Origin of the sequence: Pedobacter heparinus (assembly GCF_032678725.1) — a bacterium.
Classification (GTDB): domain Bacteria; phylum Bacteroidota; class Bacteroidia; order Sphingobacteriales; family Sphingobacteriaceae; genus Pedobacter; species Pedobacter heparinus_A.
In genome coordinates, this window is sequence record NZ_JAVTSC010000004.1 from 441,407 (window position 1) to 459,368 (window position 17,962).

Here is a 17,962-nt window from a genome sequence, read left to right on the forward strand (position 1 = left end):
AAAAAATATCACCTGCACTTGATATTTCTGCAAATCGCTCGGTAGAACGCGGGAAAACATTGAAATTTCGCAAGAGATAACACTTAAGGAGTTCTCATGGGCAGTAAAAATTCAGCATTACCAGTTAAATCATCAGATTTAAAAATGCCGGATAGCATCCCGATACCTGGTCGATGCTGCGCGGCAATGAATAAATTTTTAATAGTAAACTTGTGTGGGTCGGTGTCGTATTTGTATTCTAGCAACTGCAACTTACCATTCGGATGTATTTTCGATTCCGAGATCCTTAGCATTAAAAACCGGATCTTTACCAGCCTTACGTTGCTGCTGATAATCCTTCAATGCTTTCAATGCCGGTTTGCGTAACAATAAGATCGCAATGACATTCAACCAGGCCATCATTCCCACGCCAATATCCCCCAAAGTCCAGGCTGCTTCGGCAGTCTTTACTGAGCCGTAAAAAGTAGAAAACAACAGTAGAAGACGAAGCGCATTTACCGCCCATTTATTGCCCTTTTTATCCAGATAACTCAAATTGGTTTCAGCAATATAATAATAAGCCATGATGGTAGTAAAAGCGAAAAACAAAAGCGAGACCGCCACAAATCCAGCGCCCAGCGAAGGGAAATGGGAACTGATGGCTTGCTGGGTATATTCCGCACCGATCTTAGCACCCGGTAAATTCTCTACCAAAAAGCCACCTTCCGGATTGAGCACATTGTATTTACCGGTAAACAGGATCATGAACGCAGTGGCGGTACAAACGAACAAGGTATCAATATAAACAGAAAAAGCCTGGACTAAACCTTGCTTTGCAGGATGGCTTACCTCTGCAGCAGCAGCAGCATGCGGAGCCGTTCCCTGACCAGCCTCATTTGAATAAATCCCACGCTTCACCCCCCAGGCTACTGCCATACCAAAAACACCCGCAAAGGCGGGTTCCAGTTTAAAAGCCGATTTAATGATCAGCGAAATCACCGCAGGGATCTCAGCAAAATTCAAAGCCATGATCACGATCGCCATTAGGATATATCCCCCAGCCATAAAAGGCACTACAATTTCAGCCACTTTCCCTATGCGTTTAACCCCACCAAAAATGATAAGTGCAAGGAGCAATACCACCGCTGCTCCGGTATAAGACACAGGAATTGCAAAGGCATTCTGCATGCTTAAAGCAATACTGTTGCTCTGAACACCCGGCAAAAAGAAAGCAGTACTTAACACCGTTACTAATGCAAACAACATGGCGTACCACTTCATGCCCAACCCTTTTTCAATGTAATAAGCAGGTCCACCACGATATTCCCCATTATTTACCTGCTTATAGATCTGGCCCAAAGTTGCTTCAATAAATGCCGAAGCACTTCCCAAAAAAGCGATCAGCCACATCCAAAACACCGCACCAGGCCCTCCCATAGCAATGGCTGTTGCCACCCCGGCGATATTACCGGTACCAATTCGCCCGGAAATGGCAATCGCAAACGCCTGGAACGAGCTGACTCCTTTATCTGAACTCTTCCCGTCAAACAACAACTGCCACATTTCTTTGATATACCTCACCTGAAGAAACCGGGTTACCACAGAAAAGTAAATTCCCGTTCCCATACACAGGATGATCAGCGCATTGCTCCAGATCAGGTCATTGATATTTGTAAGTATTTCTTCCATTTGCTATTGGCTGCTAAAGTAGGTGATGTTATTTTATAAAGAAAAGAAAAAAGCCCCAATTCTATCAGAACTATTTTACAATCGTTTTGCCAATCCGCTTAAGCACTATCGTACCAACAGACCGACGCTACCAAAATCCCATACTTTGCCTGACCAATAAACATCGGGTTAACAATAAGTTTAGATTGCCCTTTTAAGTAATTTGCTGTATCCTCTGCGGTTAGTTGGTTTTGCTGTTGCTACATTCCATTGAACGACCAGATCAATCCTCAGGCACATTTAAAGACTCACTGAGCTGCATTATTGCCTTATTTTTAACTAAACCTCTCAAATAAAGCCCTGGAAGCGACTCGACAGACCTTATAGAGCAAGACTTAAGCAACTTACGTGATCTCGATGCAGGTGCCTTTATTTTGTCAAATTAGCTAAACTATAAATAAATACTAGGATAAAATAAGTGCCCCCAGGCGGTCAAAATGGATACTTAGCCCGAAAAATAAGGGGATAGCTTGAATTCCCTGGAGTTTTGCTTAAAACAGTAATTATTGCTTTACGCCCTCAAAAACAAATCCTCGTTCGTTTGCAGACACTTTTACCCCACTGGCTGCCATACTTTTGTCAGAATTTTTATAAATAAATGAACCTGTAGTACTTGTAGAGCCAATTGTTCCTTCAAATTTTTCAGTTATAGTGTAAGTTCTTGGCGTTGCATCTGAGTATGCTTCTCCGCTTTTTGGTGTTATTTGTAATTGGTTGTCCCCAACTTTGGCGACCGTAACTATCGCATCAAAATATTCGGCATTACTCGGTGAAGTAGGCCGGTCAAAAACTGAAATTTTACCTTTAAATGTTCCAACTGCAATATCAATAGACCCAGTTGTTGGAGTAGCTTTGTCCTTATCTTTTCCGCAACTTGCGAGCAATACTGCAGAAAATAATAAGAATGTTAAAGGTTTAAAAGTGCTTGAAATAAGGTTTTTCATAATAAGTGATTTTACTGATTGTTTTATTTAATATTAATTACTACTTCAAAGTAAGCGCATACCGCTTTTGCAATCAATAGAGGTAAACTTGTATTTTTTTCTAGCGGTTTACCTGTATATTTTGGGTCATCTCTGTAATAGTTTCTTGCTAAAAGGTATTATTGTGTATGAAAATTAAATCAGCTATTTTAATTTTATTATTGTTGGCTTTTAGTAGAACATGGGCGCAAGCACCGCAGATAAACAAAATTCATCTTGATAGTTTGCAAAAAGCACTAAAGTTTGCTAAAAGCGATACTGCCAAAGCGAGAAATAACTTTTTGCTGTGCAGATATTTTACAGATGTAGACTTTGAGAAGGCAAAAATGTATTTAATGGCAGGCAGAGAACTCAGTAAAAAAGATGCTTTTCTTTGGGCTTCGTCTTTTTTTTACGAAGGCAGAATGTACGAAACGGTAGATTTGGTTAAGGGTAATCAATTTTATATAACGGCCATTAAACTTTTTGATAAGATAAATACTAAAGATGCCAATACGCTCAAAGGAAAAACAATTTTTAACTATAGCATAAATCTGTATAAGCAAAATAACGATGAGGAAGTTGTAAAATTGTTGTTGAATAATGCGATACCTACGGCATTAAAAATAAATGATGATGGATTGTTGAGCAGATCTTACGTTATGGTAGCGAAAACCTTTAACAATTTGCGACAATATGATAAAGCTTTAATTTATTACCAAAAAGCATCAAATTTATTAAAAAAAACTAACCCAAAATCAAATATTTTGTACACATCGTACTTGGACGAGGCTCGAATATATTGTATGCTCGATAAATATAGCAAGGTTAAAGTTTTGTTAGAAAAGGTAGCTGACATTGAAACCCTTTTTCCGAAATCTTTAGAACTTTTTGCCTATTATGAAGTGACGTCGACCTATTATATGCAAGGTTTAAAACAATATAAACTGGCATTAAATGAGATTGAAAAGGGAATAGCCCTTGCTGGTCAGATTAGAAATTATAATAGACTAGGCACGTTTAAATTACTTAAGTACAATTTATACTTAAAAGAAAAAAAATACGAAAGTGCCATAGCTGTTTTAAAGGATGTTGTAAAAGATTCGGGCTACATTGAGTCGCCTCGCAGCAAACAATCTGTTTATTTAGAGTTTAATAAAACTTATAAACTAATGGGGAATATACCAGAAGCCTATAATTGGTTAGAAAAGTATACCACAGTAACCGATAGCATAAAAATATTAGATGATAATAAGCATATCAATGAATTGGAAATAAAATTTAGAAATGTCCAAAACCAGCAAAAAATAACAAAATTAGAATCCGAAAAACAAGAAAGCGTACTTAAAAACAAAAATCAGCGATTGCTGATGTGGCTATTAGTGAGTATCTGTGTAATATTGGCCGTTTTTGCCATCGCCATATTTTTCAATTTTAAAAACAAGAAAAAACTGTCGGTGCAAAGTGAAGAATTGTTGAGACAAAAAATCATAGAATCCGAACAACAAAAACAAATAGAGGTATCGCAAGCTTTGCTAAAAGGAAGCGAGGCAGAACGTAACCGCCTGGCGCAAGATTTACACGATGGTTTGGGTGGGATGTTGGCCGGCGTAAAAATAAACTTATCAAGTTTGGCAAATAGTAAAGAAATGGAACACAACAATTTTGAACTCCAAAAAATAATTGGACAGTTAGATGGTTCGGTAAGCGAGCTACGTAACATTGCCCGCAATATGATGCCACAAACCCTAACCAAATTTGGTTTAGAAACGGCTATAAATGAGCTTTGTGAAAACACAATGCACCCAAACCTTACCATTGAATTCGAGGCCCTTAACGTAAGTCCAAATATACCTTTTGCTAAGCAAACCATTATTTACCGCATTGTACAAGAGATACTTGCAAATGGGCTAAAACACGCCAATGCCACCGAAATTGTACTGCAATGTAGCCAAAATATAAACCGGTTTTATATTACCGCCGAAGATAATGGCAAAGGTTTTGATGTTGATGAAGCCAAATTTAACAATGGTTTAGGCCTAGGTAGTATTAAAAACAGAGTTGATTATTTGAATGGTATTATCGATATTTCATCGGTAAAAGGAGAAGGTACTACTATAAATATCGAGCTCGATGTCGACTGAAGGAAAAAAGTCAGTAAATATTATTATGGTTGATGACCATCCTATTGTAACAGAAGGTATTAAATCGTTACTAATGGATCATCCATGTGTAGATGTTTTGGCAACTTTTAACCATGGCCTGCCTTGCTTGCCTTTTTTGGCAAGCCACAACGTGGATATTGTATTGCTCGATATTTCCTTGCCCGATGTAAATGGTATAGATTTATGTTTACAAATAAAATCTCAAAACCCTAAAACTTACGTAATTGCACTTAGCAACCACGCCGAACGCTCGATAATTGTGAGTATAATGCAAAACGGTGCCTCGGGCTACATGTTAAAAAACTCGCCGGTTGATGAGATAAAAAAATGTATTATCAATGTTTTAAAGGGTAAATTGGCCTTTACCCAAGCCGTAAAAGAAATTATTGAAAAACCTGCTTTAAACCAATTTAAAAAGCCGCCCAAAATAACTAAACGTGAAAAAGAAATATTGGCACTTATTGATAGTGGAAAAACATCGATGGATATTGCCGAGATTTTGTTTTTAAGCCTCTCGACGGTAGAAACCCACAGGCACAACCTTTTCCAAAAATTTGGTGCAAAAAACGCAATAGAATTGCTGAAACTGGTAAAAGAGCAAGTAGTGATTTGACAACCAATTCAAAGCATTACTATTAGTTATTAATGGCTTTTTTAATGAAATTTTCAATATGATTTAAACCTGGGTCTGATTGATCTGAATTGTAAATAATTGCCCCTTTTTTATTGACTACAAGGCATGTAGGTATAGAGTACACACCAAAAGATCTCGGAATTTTGCTTTTTGCGGGCTTCAGCCTTTCTGATACATTTATCCAGGTAAGTTTATTTTTTGATACATGCTCTTTTCATCGGATTACATTGTCATCATCGTTGAAATAGATAACTTTTAACCCTTTTTGCTTATAGGTTTCATATAATTGTTTCAACATTGGCAGTTGTTCCTGGCATGGGCCGCACCAGGTAGCTGAAAAGACAATGATATAGGGCTGGCCTATCAGGGAACTGTTGGTGAATGTATTGTTGTTCAGGTCGTTAATTTTAAATATTGGAACTTTATTGCCTGCACCGGCAGCCTTTTTGTTATTGATAAGATCGGTCTCTTTTTCATATAGTTGCTTCCCTAAAGTAGAATTTCGAAGCTCTTCACTAAAAGTTTCCAGCGTTACCAGAATGTCCATTGCTGTTTTAGATTCAGCATCTATTCGGCTTATACGGTAAAGGTAAAGCAGGCTGCCATAGTCATTTGGATAAGATAGTAACCGTTTTAACTGAGCTTCCTTGATCTGCTCATGAAGTTTTGGGGGTATTTTTAGATAACCATTAACCCGGGTGGGTTCTTTATATTGGGCGGCCATTTCTAAGAATAAATTGTCTAATTCATCCACAACAAGATGACCACGTGCGTTAGAAAGTAGTGTTAATGTTTTAGTTACTAATACAGGTGTGTCCAGGCTTACCTTATTTTCACCGGAATCCAACACAAACCGAGTTCCTATTCCTTTTCCCTGATACGAAACAAAGAAATCTGCGAAATTGCTAGGCTGTTTCAGCTCTCCTTTAATGGTCTGCCGACCATTAACAACGATAAAGGAATCTCTTTTGATTGGAACAAAGCTCTGGCTATTGTAAACGTTTAAATAAATTTTTGCATTATTGAATGTTTTGATCTTGAAATCAAGGGTAAACTTATACTGGCCTGATGCTGAGACATAACTTATGATTACAAGTAATAGCGTTAATAGTTTCTTCATATTGATAATTTGTTAAACAACCCCGCTAGCATAAGTGGGGTTGTTAGTTTTTTTGGCAAAAACTAGGTCAGGCAGTAAGAAGCCGGTATGTTTTCAACAGCAACGCAGTTTGTTCCAATGTATCGAAAAATGCAATAAGTTATTGTATTAGTTTTAACTTAACTTCAGCAAAACAATAATAACTCTATCATTTTATGACCGGAAGGACTTGGGGAAATATTTGGGCTTTTCTGTTTCTGAAAATGCAACCTCTAAGAGAAAAGAAGATTTTCATATTAATGGAGTTACGGTAATTCCTGGAGATGAATCTATCGATATTTCGGAACTCCATGAAGTTTTTACAGGTAAAGATTTAAATGCGGTTCAGCTAAGGAGTTCGGGATGGCAAAGGATAAGGTAATTTGCGCTATATAAGCAACTATTGATAATATCAGCACGAAGCTCTATTTTTATTCTTCATAAAAACCTTTACCATGACAACAACCCGGATGGAAGCGTTTAGCGATGGCGTGCTGGCCATTATAATTACGATAATGGTATTGGAGCTTAAAGTACCGCACAATGGTTTTACCTTACAGGCGCTCCAACCCTTAATCCCGGTTTTCTTAAGCTATGTACTCAGTTTTATCTATGTCGGCATCTACTGGAATAACCACCATCATTTGTTACATGCGGTAAAACATGTAAATGGAAAAGTGCTCTGGTGTAACCTTCATTTACTATTCTGGCTTTCGCTGATCCCCTTCACTACAAGCTGGGTTGGTGAGCACTACAAAGAAGTGATCCCAATAGCATCATATGGATTTGTACTCATGATGGCAGGTGTTGCTTACTATTGTTTGGTACTTGCTTTAATAAAAGTAGAAGGTCGTGATTCTGCCATCGCTAAATCGATAGGGAATGATTTTAAAGGAAAAATATCAGTGGTTTTTTGCATCATTGGTATTTCACTTTCATTTATAAATACCTGGATTGGCATTGTCTGCTACATAATAGTGGCTTGTGTGTGGTTTGTTCCTGACAACAGGATAGAAAAGAATTGACGTCCTAAACGTCTCCTGTAATACTTCCGTCCTTTTCGATCACGAAATTTTCAGGGGTAGCTTTTTTATCGTCCGGATCTGCATCGAAATTCTTTTTACTTTTCACCATACCGTTTTCAAAAACAGTTTCATACCATTATTCGCCATTTTCTCTATACCACGTAAAAACGCCATCTTTAACTTCCGGAGACAACGAGGCATAAGTTGTGAATATAATAACATAGGTGTAAATACACAAATACAATCTGGAATACCGCATGATGTATTCAACTGATAGCCGTAAATTACCCGAGTTCAACACTGGTTTGATAGCGAGCGTTATACCGAAAAAGAGCTAAAAACAGATGAAGACAAATGGTTGTTCTGTTTAAAGCATAGCGGATCTAATTAGTTTTCATCATTTTAATTTACATCGTCGTTGGAGCATCAGCTTAATTGCCTTCTGGGCTTCATCTTTTATTTTTGATTCTTTCGACAGATCCCAAAGATTTTCATGCTCTTGTTGCATAGCAAGGGTGGTTACAATCCAACTTTGAGTCCATCCGGTTAGTGTACCCCAGGCACCCCAACCTTGATCGGCATTAGATGCCCAGTATTCCCATCGCTTATAGTCGAATGCCCTAAACCATGCACCGTGTAAACTTGGTTGCTCAAAGCTTCGTACCTGTATTCTAACTAAAAAATCAGCCATCTTATCTACAGCCTCCTTATATTTTAAATTTCCTGTAGCTGCTGCTGCTTCATTAAGTGCAAAAAATCCAAAATTAGTAGTATACAGCATATCTGCTACAGGATCGCCATTTACTGCTATTAAAGGTGCTTCATGCTTCCCATAATCTGCATTACTTTTGGTTGCACCATAACTCCCTTTGGCAGAGGAACCCAATTCTTCTCTGATCGCACCACTTTCATCCATATTGTCGAGCAGTTTATTCACGATTAGGTCTAACCATTGCCTATGTTTCGGCGTATCGTCTACTCTGATCAACCATGCTAAAGGTAATATCATCCGAGCTCTTTCTTGTTGAATACCATTTGTCCATTTCCAATTCGGATACGCTTCCATAGTAATGGTTATTGCTTTTTTTGCTTTTTCCAAAAGCGGGGCATATCTTGTTTTATCGTATAGCCATAAATATGTTGCCCATAACCATGACTCATAATGAGGATGAATATTGATTAAAGGATTTTCCTGAATAGCAGATAGTCCGTTTTTAATAATACCTGCATCGAACAGCTTTCCAATTCGGAATCCATTTTTACCCGTGGTTCTGAAATTAGCTATGATATTTTCTGCGATATACCGATCCCAATTGCTTTTATCTAGTCGAGCCGAGGCGCCAAGGGCTCCTAATATTACTCTTGCATTATCATCTCCATAATAAACTTCTGGGTATGGTCCATTAGTGCTCCATCCAACTAATCCATATGAAGCCGATTGTGGATCATTTTTATTACCTCCTCTAAGGTTTGAAGTTTTAAACAAATAATCGAGTAGATTTGTGGAGACTTCTTGTTGCTTGGCCGAAGTATCACTTATGGTACTTAAAGCATATGCCGTTTCTGCATTACAGTCTGCACGAATCCAGTATCGATACTTTTGCGACCCGTCCATTTGAATCTGCGAAAGATGACCTTCCATTATACCTAAAGAACCATCTCCAGATGGCATTTTTTGGTGTATGGGAGGGGCGCCTAAACCAGCATATTTCAGAAACTGATCTTCCCACGATGGATGAATCAGGAAACGACCTTTGTAAAACCAATCAATTCCATTGTTAATTGCAGTCTGATAATCCTTTTTAGATAGTATTCCTTCCTTTGGATGCATAGGTTTAACCTTTAAGGGCCAATTAACGAATTGCCAGTTCACCGTAGGGTCCAAATAATTTAAAATATATTTCCATACTGGTTTTACATGATCCTCTGGGCCAAACCTCGATGTAAGGAAATTGCTTAGACGAGTGGTTGCGACCAGATTGTTCTCTTGGTGAAAAAGAAGTGGATCATGCTCAACATCACTTATCCCATACTGGGCTTTTTCAAACCCAGCAACTTTGGCTACAATAATAAGCGGCTTTTTAGCATTAGATCGTATTACAGATACATTATGAATTCCAATAAGGTCAAGAGAATCTACATCGCCAATTTTGCTGGTATTTATTACAGCGCGTTCCAGTTGGGTATGCATGGTGTCTCTATCTACAGATAAACCGGTCGAAACTGCCGGATATTCTATAAAAACCTTCAATCCCTTCTTCGTGATCAGTTGCTGCACTCCCTTATTATAGGAAAGTCGTGTGTTTGGATAGTTATTGGCAATAAATAATATACCACCACCTTTTTTAGCAGCTTTAACTGCTTCCATTTGGTCTGAAAATATCTGGAATTTATAGTTGTTTGCCTTCAACACCGTTACAATATCATTTTGACCGTCTGAACAAATTATGAGACTGGTATTTTTAACTTGTCCCCTGGATTCATTATATAAAAACAAAACGGAGGCGATAAGAAGCAATAATATTACACGTACTTTCATTACGGTATATTATTAAAGTCCACTAACTGAAATTGATAGTTAGGAAATCCGTATACAGCTGGATTTTGTGCTTCTACGCCTATAAGCGCCACCAGATTATTATTATCATCTATAATCTGTGTAAGGGCAAGAGGATGCAGATTTCGCGGATATCGGGGAAATTCTGTACCATCAGGATAGGTAATTGGCGGATTTACACTGTAATCATTATTTTTTGGCAGACAAGCACAAAAGTTATTATATGCCATTTGCCTTCCATTATTATTACTCGCCAGATGATAAACTATACCTGTTCTTGAAGTGGAGCATCCACTTTGGCAGCCATTAACATTAGGCAGCTTCGCATGCATAGTATTGGCAGGAGAAGGTGATGACGGCGTTGAAAACGATGAAAGATCAAGAGAGCTGGCGCCCCAACCACTTACTGTTATGGCTGGTGTGCGGCCTTGAATATAATCTCCAAAAACCCTTCTGCTGGTTGTACCTGAAAATGTAGGAAATGGGATCATCTGAGCTATGGTTTTATAGGTACTCCATGAAGCATTGCTCCCATAGCCACGCCCATGTGTTAGCGTGTAACTGGACGTGATTAATGCAGCCCTGGCTATCGAAGTTGTAGGATTGGTGATCTGCCAGCTTTCTGTTGCTGAAGTACCGGTTGTCCAGGTTATATCCAGACGGCCGGTGGTACTGTTGTAGGTATAAGTACCCGACCAGGACACATATTGGCCGGCAGGATATACCCAACCGCCAGGGGTATAAACCTCACATGTTTTAGAAATGCCATCAAAAGTACAAAAGTGTGAATTGAAAATTGCTTTATCAGATTTGACATCACTTCTCCAAGTCCATAGTGTCGCTCCAACTGTACCACTTGAAGCAGTAAAAGTCAAGTTAACAATACGCTCCCATGTATAACCATTAAGGTCAAAATTTCCATTCACCCAGGTATACCTGGCTTTGCCCCCTGGCAGGGTCTGGGCTAGAGTTGTAGCTGCAGATGTACCTGATGACTTTTCTGATAAGCTGGCTGTTCGTTCCGGTTCAGAATCTTGCTTACACGCGGATGCTCCCGAAATAAAGATTGCTAAAAGCAATACGCTGACTTTAAACTCAATGGTAGAAGACACCAAGCCAGAAATGAGTGTTTTAAATAGACTGATTTTGCCATTTAATTCTAAAATTGTTTTTTTCATAATTTAAACGCCTAAGTTGTTGATAACTACATACTAAAACAGGTTACACAAGCCTAGGTAGTAGATGGGTTTAGATAACCTAAAGAAGCCATGTAATGCTTATTTCTATATTCGTATCGTGACCAAAAGAAACAATTTATGTTATACAATTTTTCCTGAATAATATTGTCGGGCAAAATATACCAAAGGCAACCCGATAGCGATAATCAGTATTACGACACTCTTGATTGCTTCAAGCCATTGAAAGTTGGATTTTGGCACATTGCTAAGTGGCAAAACCAATACGTTCATTACAAACCAAACGAAAAGCCCGTAAAAAACACTTTGTAAAAGCGGTGTTCGCACAATTCTTTTAAAACGGTTGTAAATTATGAAGAACAAAGCCGTCCAGAAAATGGCGATGAAAAAATGTATTGCCAAACCAAGCAGAGTAATGCCGTAAGAATACTGAAACGCTTTTTCGCCCATTACTCCACTTGCAATAAACTGCAAAACCCGAGTAGGTGAAATACCGGAACCGAACCACGCATTGGCAAATGCAAGGAGAATGTCGAGGCTACCGACTATGATACCTGTTTTTAAGATTGCGGTTGAGGTTTTATTCATTTGGTAATTTTATTTACATTTACCTACAAAAACATGCTTTGGGCTGCGCCCAAAGCATGTTTTGTTTAGAGAATATTTTATGGTAGGGTTTGCTACAGTGCTTCTATTTCTTCAATAGCTAGACCAATGCCTTTGGCAATGTCTTCGATAGCTACGCCAAGGTTTTTAAAGTTTTTGGCAATTTCTAAGGCTTCTTCGTGGCGGCCAATAGCTTCGCCTTTTTTAACTCCATCCTGATAAAAAGGATCTTTTTCAACTTTAAATTTTGTAATTGTTCCCATAGCTATTTTAAATTCTTTACCCAGTTTACGTAATTGGATCAGTCCTCTTAACTGTTCTCTGTATCTACTTTTGTTCAGCTCGCCATTGCCTTGCTCGCCTACCCCATGCAGTATTCTCTTAATCACATCAACCGGGGCTTCTTCTTCAAAGTTAGCAAATATTGCCATCAGTTTTTGTTCTGGTTCCGGTGAATTTAAAAAGATCTTATGGCTATATTGCTGTAAGGCAATTAAATGATACTGGAATTTTAAATGTTCTTCATCAATAACATAGGGCATGGTTGATTTTGGCTTGGCCAGAAAGATGACATACTGCTGTACCGGAAGTTGATATTTGCGCCGCAGCATTGCCCGGTAGCCGAGCATTCTGTTATCCATAGTAGCATCATCTTCGGATTGCCACTCAATATGGATGATATAGGTTTTACCGGTAGCATCTGTTATTTTACTCAGCTGATCGGGTACGGTTTCTTTGGTATGCTGTAAGCTCTCTGGCAGGTCTTCTCTGCATACGATTTGGATTCCGAGTATCTTTTCGACAACCATGGGTAGTACCTTATCCATGTTTTCTTTAACGATTTTGTCAATAAGTTTAGATTGCCCTTTTAAGTAATTTGCTGTATCCTCTGCTGTTATTTGGTTTTGCTGTTGCCCCATTTGTTTTGGTTTGATCTAATGGGGCCAATATCTATATCACGATAGTAAAATGGTAACGAAGTCCCAACTCATTTCGTCGAATATAAGGGGATCTACGATATTAAATTTGGGCAGTGATGTATTTGGCTACCTGATCAAGGGAGGAAACTAATATTGAAACAAGCTAGTTATTATCTTAATGAATATTACAAATAAAATAATTCTGAAAAATGGAATGACTATAGTAATCAATGTAATATAGCCTCACGATTAGACTATTCTAGAACTATTTCTTAATTATCGATGTCCATTGTACACTGTAGGATGAATCGTCCTCAAAATCGTCCAAAGGCTCAAACTTTATTAAACGTAATTGGTTTTTCATTTAACCGGCAGTAAGTTTTTGCTTCTGCATATGCATTTAACTCTGGCAGCATATCTTGGTAATCTGCATGCGATTTAGGAATGTTATATCTTTTCATAATGGTTAAATAACTATTCCGGTCTATGCTATATGCAAAAACTTTGGATTCATTTATCCTGTCATCAATATTACCTGTGACAATATTTTTCAAAGCCCCGGCTTCGGTGGAAATAGAGAATAAAAAAAGACCTATAATCACCCTGGCCAGGCCATCGATCAGGAAGCTGAAGCAATTCATTATAGCTACGAACGATAACAACCTTTTTTGTAACAGGTGTAGAGGGCGCTTTAATCCAGTTACTGCAAGTGAAAAATAGCAGAATATAAATGTAGAGATTAGGGCAATTAGCTTTAACTTAACTTCAGCAAAACAATAATAACTCTATCATTTTATGACCGGAAGATTTCCAAACTCAATACCTCAAATACTTATACTCCTATTGTCAAGTGTGATATTGAGCTTACCTATAGTTTTTATTTTCGAGTTTTACCGTCCCAACGTTTCACAAGACCTCAAGAATACCGGAATCTTTCTGTTTTGGTGTTTGTCAATTTTATTTGTTGCCTGGATTGTGAACAAAAAGTATAAGGTGGATGTAAAGCCAAATATTGGCATTAACCATCTTCCAAGTATAATACTGCCCATACTAACGGTTATCTTTTTTAAACTAGGTTTTGAAACACCAATAACCTCCTATCTTAAAATGCCTGCCGAAATTAAAATGATGTCAATTGAAATCACAATAGGAGCTTTACTATTAGCACCCATTTGCGAAGAGCTCATTTTTAGGGAAATCATATTAAAAGGCCTCCTAACAAGATACTCGCCGAAAGTATCTGTTTTTTTATCAGCATTATTATTTTCACTATTGCACTTTAACCAATCTCAAATAATAGGTGCGATTTTCTTTGGTTTATTTGGCGGTTGGATTTTCTACAAAACAAATAGCCTGGGTCTGGTGATACTGCTCCATTTTTTGTCAAACTTGACAAGCATAACAATCCGGTTATTACTCGTTAAGAACTTCCAAAATTATTCAGATGTGATAACCGACCCAATAGTTATCGGAGTAATCATTTCTTCTGTGCTAATGTTAACAGTATGCATAGGACTTATTTTGAAAGAAGCCCAGGCACTCAAGTTAATTATAGCAAAGCCAATGAAATAAGGTATAAAACCAAACTAAATGCTACATCCTTTATGGTCAAAGGATATAACTTAATACCAGCTACAACTATACAGATAGCCAGAAGAATAAAGGAGAATTTTATAAAAAATGAAACACCTTTGGTAATTATTTACTGCTATTTACTTTATTTCCATTAAAAAACAATTTTTTAAAAGGAATTGAAGATGAATGAATAGTTACGCTAAAAACTCCTAAGAACATCCTGTCAAAAATGCAAAAAAACTTACCCTGGAGCAATGGTCTGGTAAAATCAAAGCTTAGTATTGGCACTGATATATCCATCGAAAAGTGAGAAGGTATCCATTAAAGCCCGAAGATTTAACTTCTCTGGCTGTGATAAACCTTTCAGGGCGCTTAGCTTATTGGACGTTTTTTCTTTATATGTAGAGGAACATGAATATCCGGATTTACACCTAATATTTTATCTATTGTAAGCGTTGGCAATTTCCGTTCTAAATCATCAACCATTTTTATATTTTGATCATCTTTCGAGAGCCGTTTCTTTCCCGCCTTTAACTTTTGGAAGGCCTTTTCCTTCCCTTCAATTAGAAACGTGATATACGACAAATCAGTAAGTGAAATGCCAGTAGGGCTTTTATTAAAAGTACTTAAGAAACGTTTATAAACTTGCTTGTAAATTTGCAACGCCTGATTTCTATCTCCAGTCTTTTCGATCATAACTGCCCTTTTAATTCTAGTAGCATCTAATGGCTGAATCTCCAACAGCAAATCAGCCACTTTTATACCGGATTTATAGTCTTTCAAGCTGATCAGGTTGGAAATTTTATTTTGGTAAGCTACAGGATATTTTGGATCTATCTTTATTGCGCTGTCAAGAATTTCATTTGCTTTCCGAAGCTTCTCTTGATAAATACCAGGTTTCATGATTTCCTTGACTGCTTTATTATTGAGATCAATTGCCTTTTGGTTATATGATGGTGTAGTTTGCGGAACACAATTCGCCGCTGAGAATATTAACAAGATGATAAATAGGTATTTCACAGGGGTTATAGCTTTTGTCAATGTCTAGTCCGATAAAAATAAATATACAAATGATTCTGTTGTTTTTACTGATGTAAGTGGATATTCCGGAGCAATATTAGCCGTTCGTATTGGAATTCCTGCGTTATGTATCAGCCAAAAGGCTTTATGTCCTAAAGATTTGGATTAATCGATTGTATAATTTTGAATGGGATGGGTCGGCGATTGGCTAGGTAGAACTGAAACCTACTCTAAACGCGTGGCCCGGTAGCCGAGCATTCTGTTATCCATAGCGGCATCATCTTCTGATTGCCACTCGATATGGATGATATAGGTTTTACCGGTATCACTGTAGCTGATGTCCTGCAAATTGCCATGCAGCTGTTTATGCAGCCGCTGCCCGGTTTCGCTGTATTCTAGCTCAGAAAGCAATGCTACCGCATTGCCCGTACCAATTTGCTGCAAGCTCTTCTTTTTGGTCGTAATGGAATACCTGGAAAACCAATTTGATTGGTTTTTCCACGGATTATAATGATCGAATTATTTGGGGCTAAGTTGGCTAAGAAATAATCTTCAATTTTGATGGTGTGGTTATTGTTGGAAATAATTGGTATTTTTGTATAATGTCACATGCATCATCAAATATTGCAAATAAGGGAGGAAATAAATTCCGTGTTAACCCTTTTATCAAAATGATTGAGGATAAGAAGCGCATTGCTGAAGCCATTCGCAATGGAAAAGATTTGTCTAAATTAAAAGACATTAACTTTGTCTCTCCACTATAATCTAATAGATAAAGGAAACGGCATATATTTTTTTACGACAGACTCTGGCATTCAATACACAGCATTTTTCACTTCTTACCAAATTTTTGACAAAGACGGCAATAGTCATATAATATATAGTTTTGGTTTTGATAGAAGCGGTAAATTTGACAGTAAGAAATTTCATCACGAGTATGATGAGAAAATTAAAAGAACTATAGTTCATATTGTTAAAGAATTTTTCAATAAATATGACCATAATGCACTGGTATATTTCTGTTACCCGGATGATGAATATTCCAGACATCGTAGTATTATGTTTAGCAAATGGTGCAGCGAGGAAATGATTGAGGATATTGAACACCTGAAAAGAATTTCTGTATTCAACAATGAAAAATTCTATGGGGGTATGTTAATATTAAAGTCAAATCCATTAAGAATACATCTTGTTAATGCTGTCTCTTATTTTATAGATGACCTGGCCAATCAAAAATATGGTTAATTATTAGGCGTGCTATCATCGCTGTAGTTCATCAAAGCCGTAATCCAGCTTTATATTACCTCGTATAAACACTGATAAAACTGCTTTAAACCACCAAAGCTCACTTTTGGAAAAACCAAATTGATTGATCCCCATCGGCCATTTTTAAAATTCAAGACAACAAATTGACCATCAATAACAAAAGAAGGATAGTTCAAAATGGCGAAGAAATCGTTATAGAATTTCCAGAACAGCATAATCTTCTCAGGATCCTACTTGATTGTATGCTATATACGTTAAAAAGTGCCCCACCTAAGTGGGACACAACCAAACTTCATTTTTGTCAATGGAATTGGGCAAACTCCGTGGCAAACATATCTAAACTGTGGTAAGCACTCAATTTTATTACGCGAAAGCATTAAAATCTTACGTGAACATCATTGAGTGATCAATTATTTACTCAAATTCAATCTCAGGTTCAGTTCAAAACTTCCGTTGGTATAACTGCTCAATGCCGAAGTCTGGGTGGTGTAGGTTCCGCTGATCAGGTATTTCTTTTTAAAATCCATACCCAAACCAAAAGTCCCGTTTTCAGTGCTATGGTACATGGCCAGCAAAAACACCTGCTTATTGGCAATACCAAACTGTGCACCTGCATCCCAGATGTTGTCAAAACCTTTCACACCTCTGTAAGCCACTTTAGGCTCTACATCCATCCCTTCGGCACCTTCGCTGATGTTAAACTTATAACTTGCCGCCGTGTAGAAAGTAGCCACATCAGCCAGTTTGATCACATCTTTTTTCAGTACACTTTTTAAATTTGGTATGGAGGCCTGAACACTCAGTTTATCTGAAGTATAAGCGACCCCGAAATCCCCATCCAGGTAAGTTTTACGGTCATTGTACTGCCCTACTGTCGGATCGTTCGGGTTGCCATAAATGTCTGCATTTTCTAAACGCTGGCTCATAAAACCCAGCGATACTCCGAAGTGTAATTGATGACCGGACTCGTTCAATTTCAAATGGTAGGCATAACTGCCCACTACCCTTGTTTGCCGTTGTAACCCTGCGCTTTCATTGTTTACGGTAAGCCCCAATCCAACTTTGTTAAAGCCATAATCGGCTGTAAGGTTCTGGGTTAAGGGTGAGCCTGGTACATTGCTCCAGAGCTTGCGGTAAGCACCGTTCAGTTTTAAACCTTGTCCTGCTCCCGCAAAAGCCGGGTTGATCAGA

At 37.8% G+C, this 17,962-nt stretch carries 18 protein-coding genes; 7 read left to right on the top strand and 11 right to left on the bottom strand.

Annotated elements, in window-relative coordinates:
- Window positions 1–252: 252 nt before the first annotated feature.
- On the bottom strand, window positions 253–1,668 hold the full coding sequence (locus R2Q85_RS09175) for an alanine/glycine:cation symporter family protein (protein ID WP_316811467.1): 1,416 nt from the start codon (window positions 1,666–1,668) through the stop codon (window positions 253–255).
- A gap of 542 nt (window positions 1,669–2,210) precedes the next feature.
- The gene (locus R2Q85_RS09180; RefSeq protein ID WP_316811468.1) at window positions 2,211–2,651 is read right to left on the bottom strand and encodes a hypothetical protein; all 441 of its coding nucleotides are present in this window, start codon (window positions 2,649–2,651) and stop codon (window positions 2,211–2,213) included.
- A 167-nt stretch (window positions 2,652–2,818) separates the two neighbouring features.
- On the opposite strand from R2Q85_RS09180, the gene R2Q85_RS09185 reads away from it, so the two are divergent.
- Window positions 2,819–4,813, top strand: a complete 1,995-nt coding sequence (locus R2Q85_RS09185) for a sensor histidine kinase (RefSeq protein ID WP_316811469.1) — start codon at window positions 2,819–2,821, stop codon at window positions 4,811–4,813.
- The gene (locus tag R2Q85_RS09190; protein WP_316811470.1) at window positions 4,803–5,447 is read left to right on the top strand and encodes a response regulator transcription factor; all 645 of its coding nucleotides are present in this window, start codon (window positions 4,803–4,805) and stop codon (window positions 5,445–5,447) included. Before R2Q85_RS09185 ends, R2Q85_RS09190 begins: the two co-directional genes overlap by 11 nt.
- Window positions 5,448–5,682: 235 nt before the next feature.
- Here the strand turns inward: R2Q85_RS09190 and R2Q85_RS09195 are convergent, their stop codons facing one another.
- On the bottom strand, window positions 5,683–6,588 hold the full coding sequence (locus tag R2Q85_RS09195; RefSeq protein WP_316811471.1) for a TlpA disulfide reductase family protein: 906 nt from the start codon (window positions 6,586–6,588) through the stop codon (window positions 5,683–5,685).
- Between the two features lie 208 nt (window positions 6,589–6,796).
- On the opposite strand from R2Q85_RS09195, the gene R2Q85_RS09200 reads away from it, so the two are divergent.
- Both R2Q85_RS09200 and R2Q85_RS09205 read left to right on the top strand, forming a co-directional pair.
- On the top strand, window positions 6,797–6,988 hold the full coding sequence (locus tag R2Q85_RS09200) for a hypothetical protein (protein WP_316811472.1): 192 nt from the start codon (window positions 6,797–6,799) through the stop codon (window positions 6,986–6,988).
- A gap of 73 nt (window positions 6,989–7,061) precedes the next feature.
- A complete protein-coding gene (locus R2Q85_RS09205) occupies window positions 7,062–7,631 on the top strand; it encodes a TMEM175 family protein (protein ID WP_316811473.1) in 570 nt (189 codons plus the stop codon).
- 397 nt (window positions 7,632–8,028) lie between these two features.
- Here the strand turns inward: R2Q85_RS09205 and R2Q85_RS09210 are convergent, their stop codons facing one another.
- The 5 genes from R2Q85_RS09210 to R2Q85_RS09230 form a co-directional block, all read right to left on the bottom strand.
- Entirely contained in the window at window positions 8,029–10,170 is a 2,142-nt protein-coding gene (locus R2Q85_RS09210; RefSeq protein WP_316811474.1) for a hypothetical protein, read from the bottom strand.
- A complete protein-coding gene (locus tag R2Q85_RS09215; RefSeq protein WP_316811475.1) occupies window positions 10,170–11,366 on the bottom strand; it encodes a hypothetical protein in 1,197 nt (398 codons plus the stop codon). Before R2Q85_RS09215 ends, R2Q85_RS09210 begins: the two co-directional genes overlap by 1 nt.
- A gap of 141 nt (window positions 11,367–11,507) precedes the next feature.
- The gene (locus tag R2Q85_RS09220) at window positions 11,508–11,972 is read right to left on the bottom strand and encodes a hypothetical protein (RefSeq protein ID WP_316811476.1); all 465 of its coding nucleotides are present in this window, start codon (window positions 11,970–11,972) and stop codon (window positions 11,508–11,510) included.
- Between the two features lie 92 nt (window positions 11,973–12,064).
- Complete coding sequence (locus tag R2Q85_RS09225; protein WP_316811477.1) at window positions 12,065–12,910, bottom strand: hypothetical protein; 846 nt, start codon at window positions 12,908–12,910, stop codon at window positions 12,065–12,067.
- A 332-nt stretch (window positions 12,911–13,242) separates the two neighbouring features.
- Window positions 13,243–13,551, bottom strand: a complete 309-nt coding sequence (locus R2Q85_RS09230; RefSeq protein ID WP_316811478.1) for a hypothetical protein — start codon at window positions 13,549–13,551, stop codon at window positions 13,243–13,245.
- Between the two features lie 154 nt (window positions 13,552–13,705).
- On the opposite strand from R2Q85_RS09230, the gene R2Q85_RS09235 reads away from it, so the two are divergent.
- A complete protein-coding gene (locus tag R2Q85_RS09235) occupies window positions 13,706–14,482 on the top strand; it encodes a CPBP family intramembrane glutamic endopeptidase (RefSeq protein ID WP_316811479.1) in 777 nt (258 codons plus the stop codon).
- A gap of 375 nt (window positions 14,483–14,857) precedes the next feature.
- Here R2Q85_RS09235 and R2Q85_RS09240 read toward each other — a convergent pair whose 3' ends face one another.
- Window positions 14,858–15,526 (bottom strand): hypothetical protein, encoded by a 669-nt coding sequence (locus tag R2Q85_RS09240; RefSeq protein ID WP_316811480.1) that lies wholly within the window; start codon window positions 15,524–15,526, stop codon window positions 14,858–14,860.
- Between the two features lie 204 nt (window positions 15,527–15,730).
- Window positions 15,731–15,949 carry a hypothetical protein gene (locus R2Q85_RS09245; protein ID WP_316811481.1) on the bottom strand — a complete coding sequence of 73 codons (219 nt, stop codon included), beginning with the start codon at window positions 15,947–15,949 and terminating at the stop codon, window positions 15,731–15,733.
- 158 nt (window positions 15,950–16,107) lie between these two features.
- Between R2Q85_RS09245 and R2Q85_RS09250 the strand changes: the two genes are divergently transcribed.
- Both R2Q85_RS09250 and R2Q85_RS09255 read left to right on the top strand, forming a co-directional pair.
- On the top strand, window positions 16,108–16,269 hold the full coding sequence (locus R2Q85_RS09250; RefSeq protein ID WP_316811482.1) for a hypothetical protein: 162 nt from the start codon (window positions 16,108–16,110) through the stop codon (window positions 16,267–16,269).
- Window positions 16,253–16,750: a DUF6169 family protein gene (locus R2Q85_RS09255; protein ID WP_316811483.1), complete on the top strand. Its 498-nt coding sequence runs from the start codon at window positions 16,253–16,255 to the stop codon at window positions 16,748–16,750. Before R2Q85_RS09250 ends, R2Q85_RS09255 begins: the two co-directional genes overlap by 17 nt.
- Before the next feature lie 431 nt (window positions 16,751–17,181).
- On the opposite strand, the gene R2Q85_RS09260 is transcribed toward R2Q85_RS09255, so the two are convergent.
- Window positions 17,182–17,962, bottom strand: a 781-nt coding sequence (locus tag R2Q85_RS09260; protein WP_316811484.1) for a type IX secretion system membrane protein PorP/SprF, incomplete at its 5' end; no start/stop codon positions are given.

Coding starts and splice junctions, on each gene's coding strand:
- R2Q85_RS09250 (WP_316811482.1), top strand. CDS start 16,108: ATGTCACATGCATCATCAAATATTGCAAATAAGGGAGGAAATAAATTC.
- R2Q85_RS09180 (WP_316811468.1), bottom strand. CDS start 2,651: ATGAAAAACCTTATTTCAAGCACTTTTAAACCTTTAACATTCTTATTA.
- R2Q85_RS09175 (WP_316811467.1), bottom strand. CDS start 1,668: ATGGAAGAAATACTTACAAATATCAATGACCTGATCTGGAGCAATGCG.
- R2Q85_RS09205 (WP_316811473.1), top strand. CDS start 7,062: ATGACAACAACCCGGATGGAAGCGTTTAGCGATGGCGTGCTGGCCATT.
- R2Q85_RS09220 (WP_316811476.1), bottom strand. CDS start 11,972: ATGAATAAAACCTCAACCGCAATCTTAAAAACAGGTATCATAGTCGGT.
- R2Q85_RS09235 (WP_316811479.1), top strand. CDS start 13,706: ATGACCGGAAGATTTCCAAACTCAATACCTCAAATACTTATACTCCTA.
- R2Q85_RS09195 (WP_316811471.1), bottom strand. CDS start 6,588: ATGAAGAAACTATTAACGCTATTACTTGTAATCATAAGTTATGTCTCA.
- R2Q85_RS09210 (WP_316811474.1), bottom strand. CDS start 10,170: ATGAAAGTACGTGTAATATTATTGCTTCTTATCGCCTCCGTTTTGTTT.
- R2Q85_RS09185 (WP_316811469.1), top strand. CDS start 2,819: ATGAAAATTAAATCAGCTATTTTAATTTTATTATTGTTGGCTTTTAGT.
- R2Q85_RS09215 (WP_316811475.1), bottom strand. CDS start 11,366: ATGAAAAAAACAATTTTAGAATTAAATGGCAAAATCAGTCTATTTAAA.
- R2Q85_RS09230 (WP_316811478.1), bottom strand. CDS start 13,551: ATGAATTGCTTCAGCTTCCTGATCGATGGCCTGGCCAGGGTGATTATA.
- R2Q85_RS09225 (WP_316811477.1), bottom strand. CDS start 12,910: ATGGGGCAACAGCAAAACCAAATAACAGCAGAGGATACAGCAAATTAC.
- R2Q85_RS09190 (WP_316811470.1), top strand. CDS start 4,803: ATGTCGACTGAAGGAAAAAAGTCAGTAAATATTATTATGGTTGATGAC.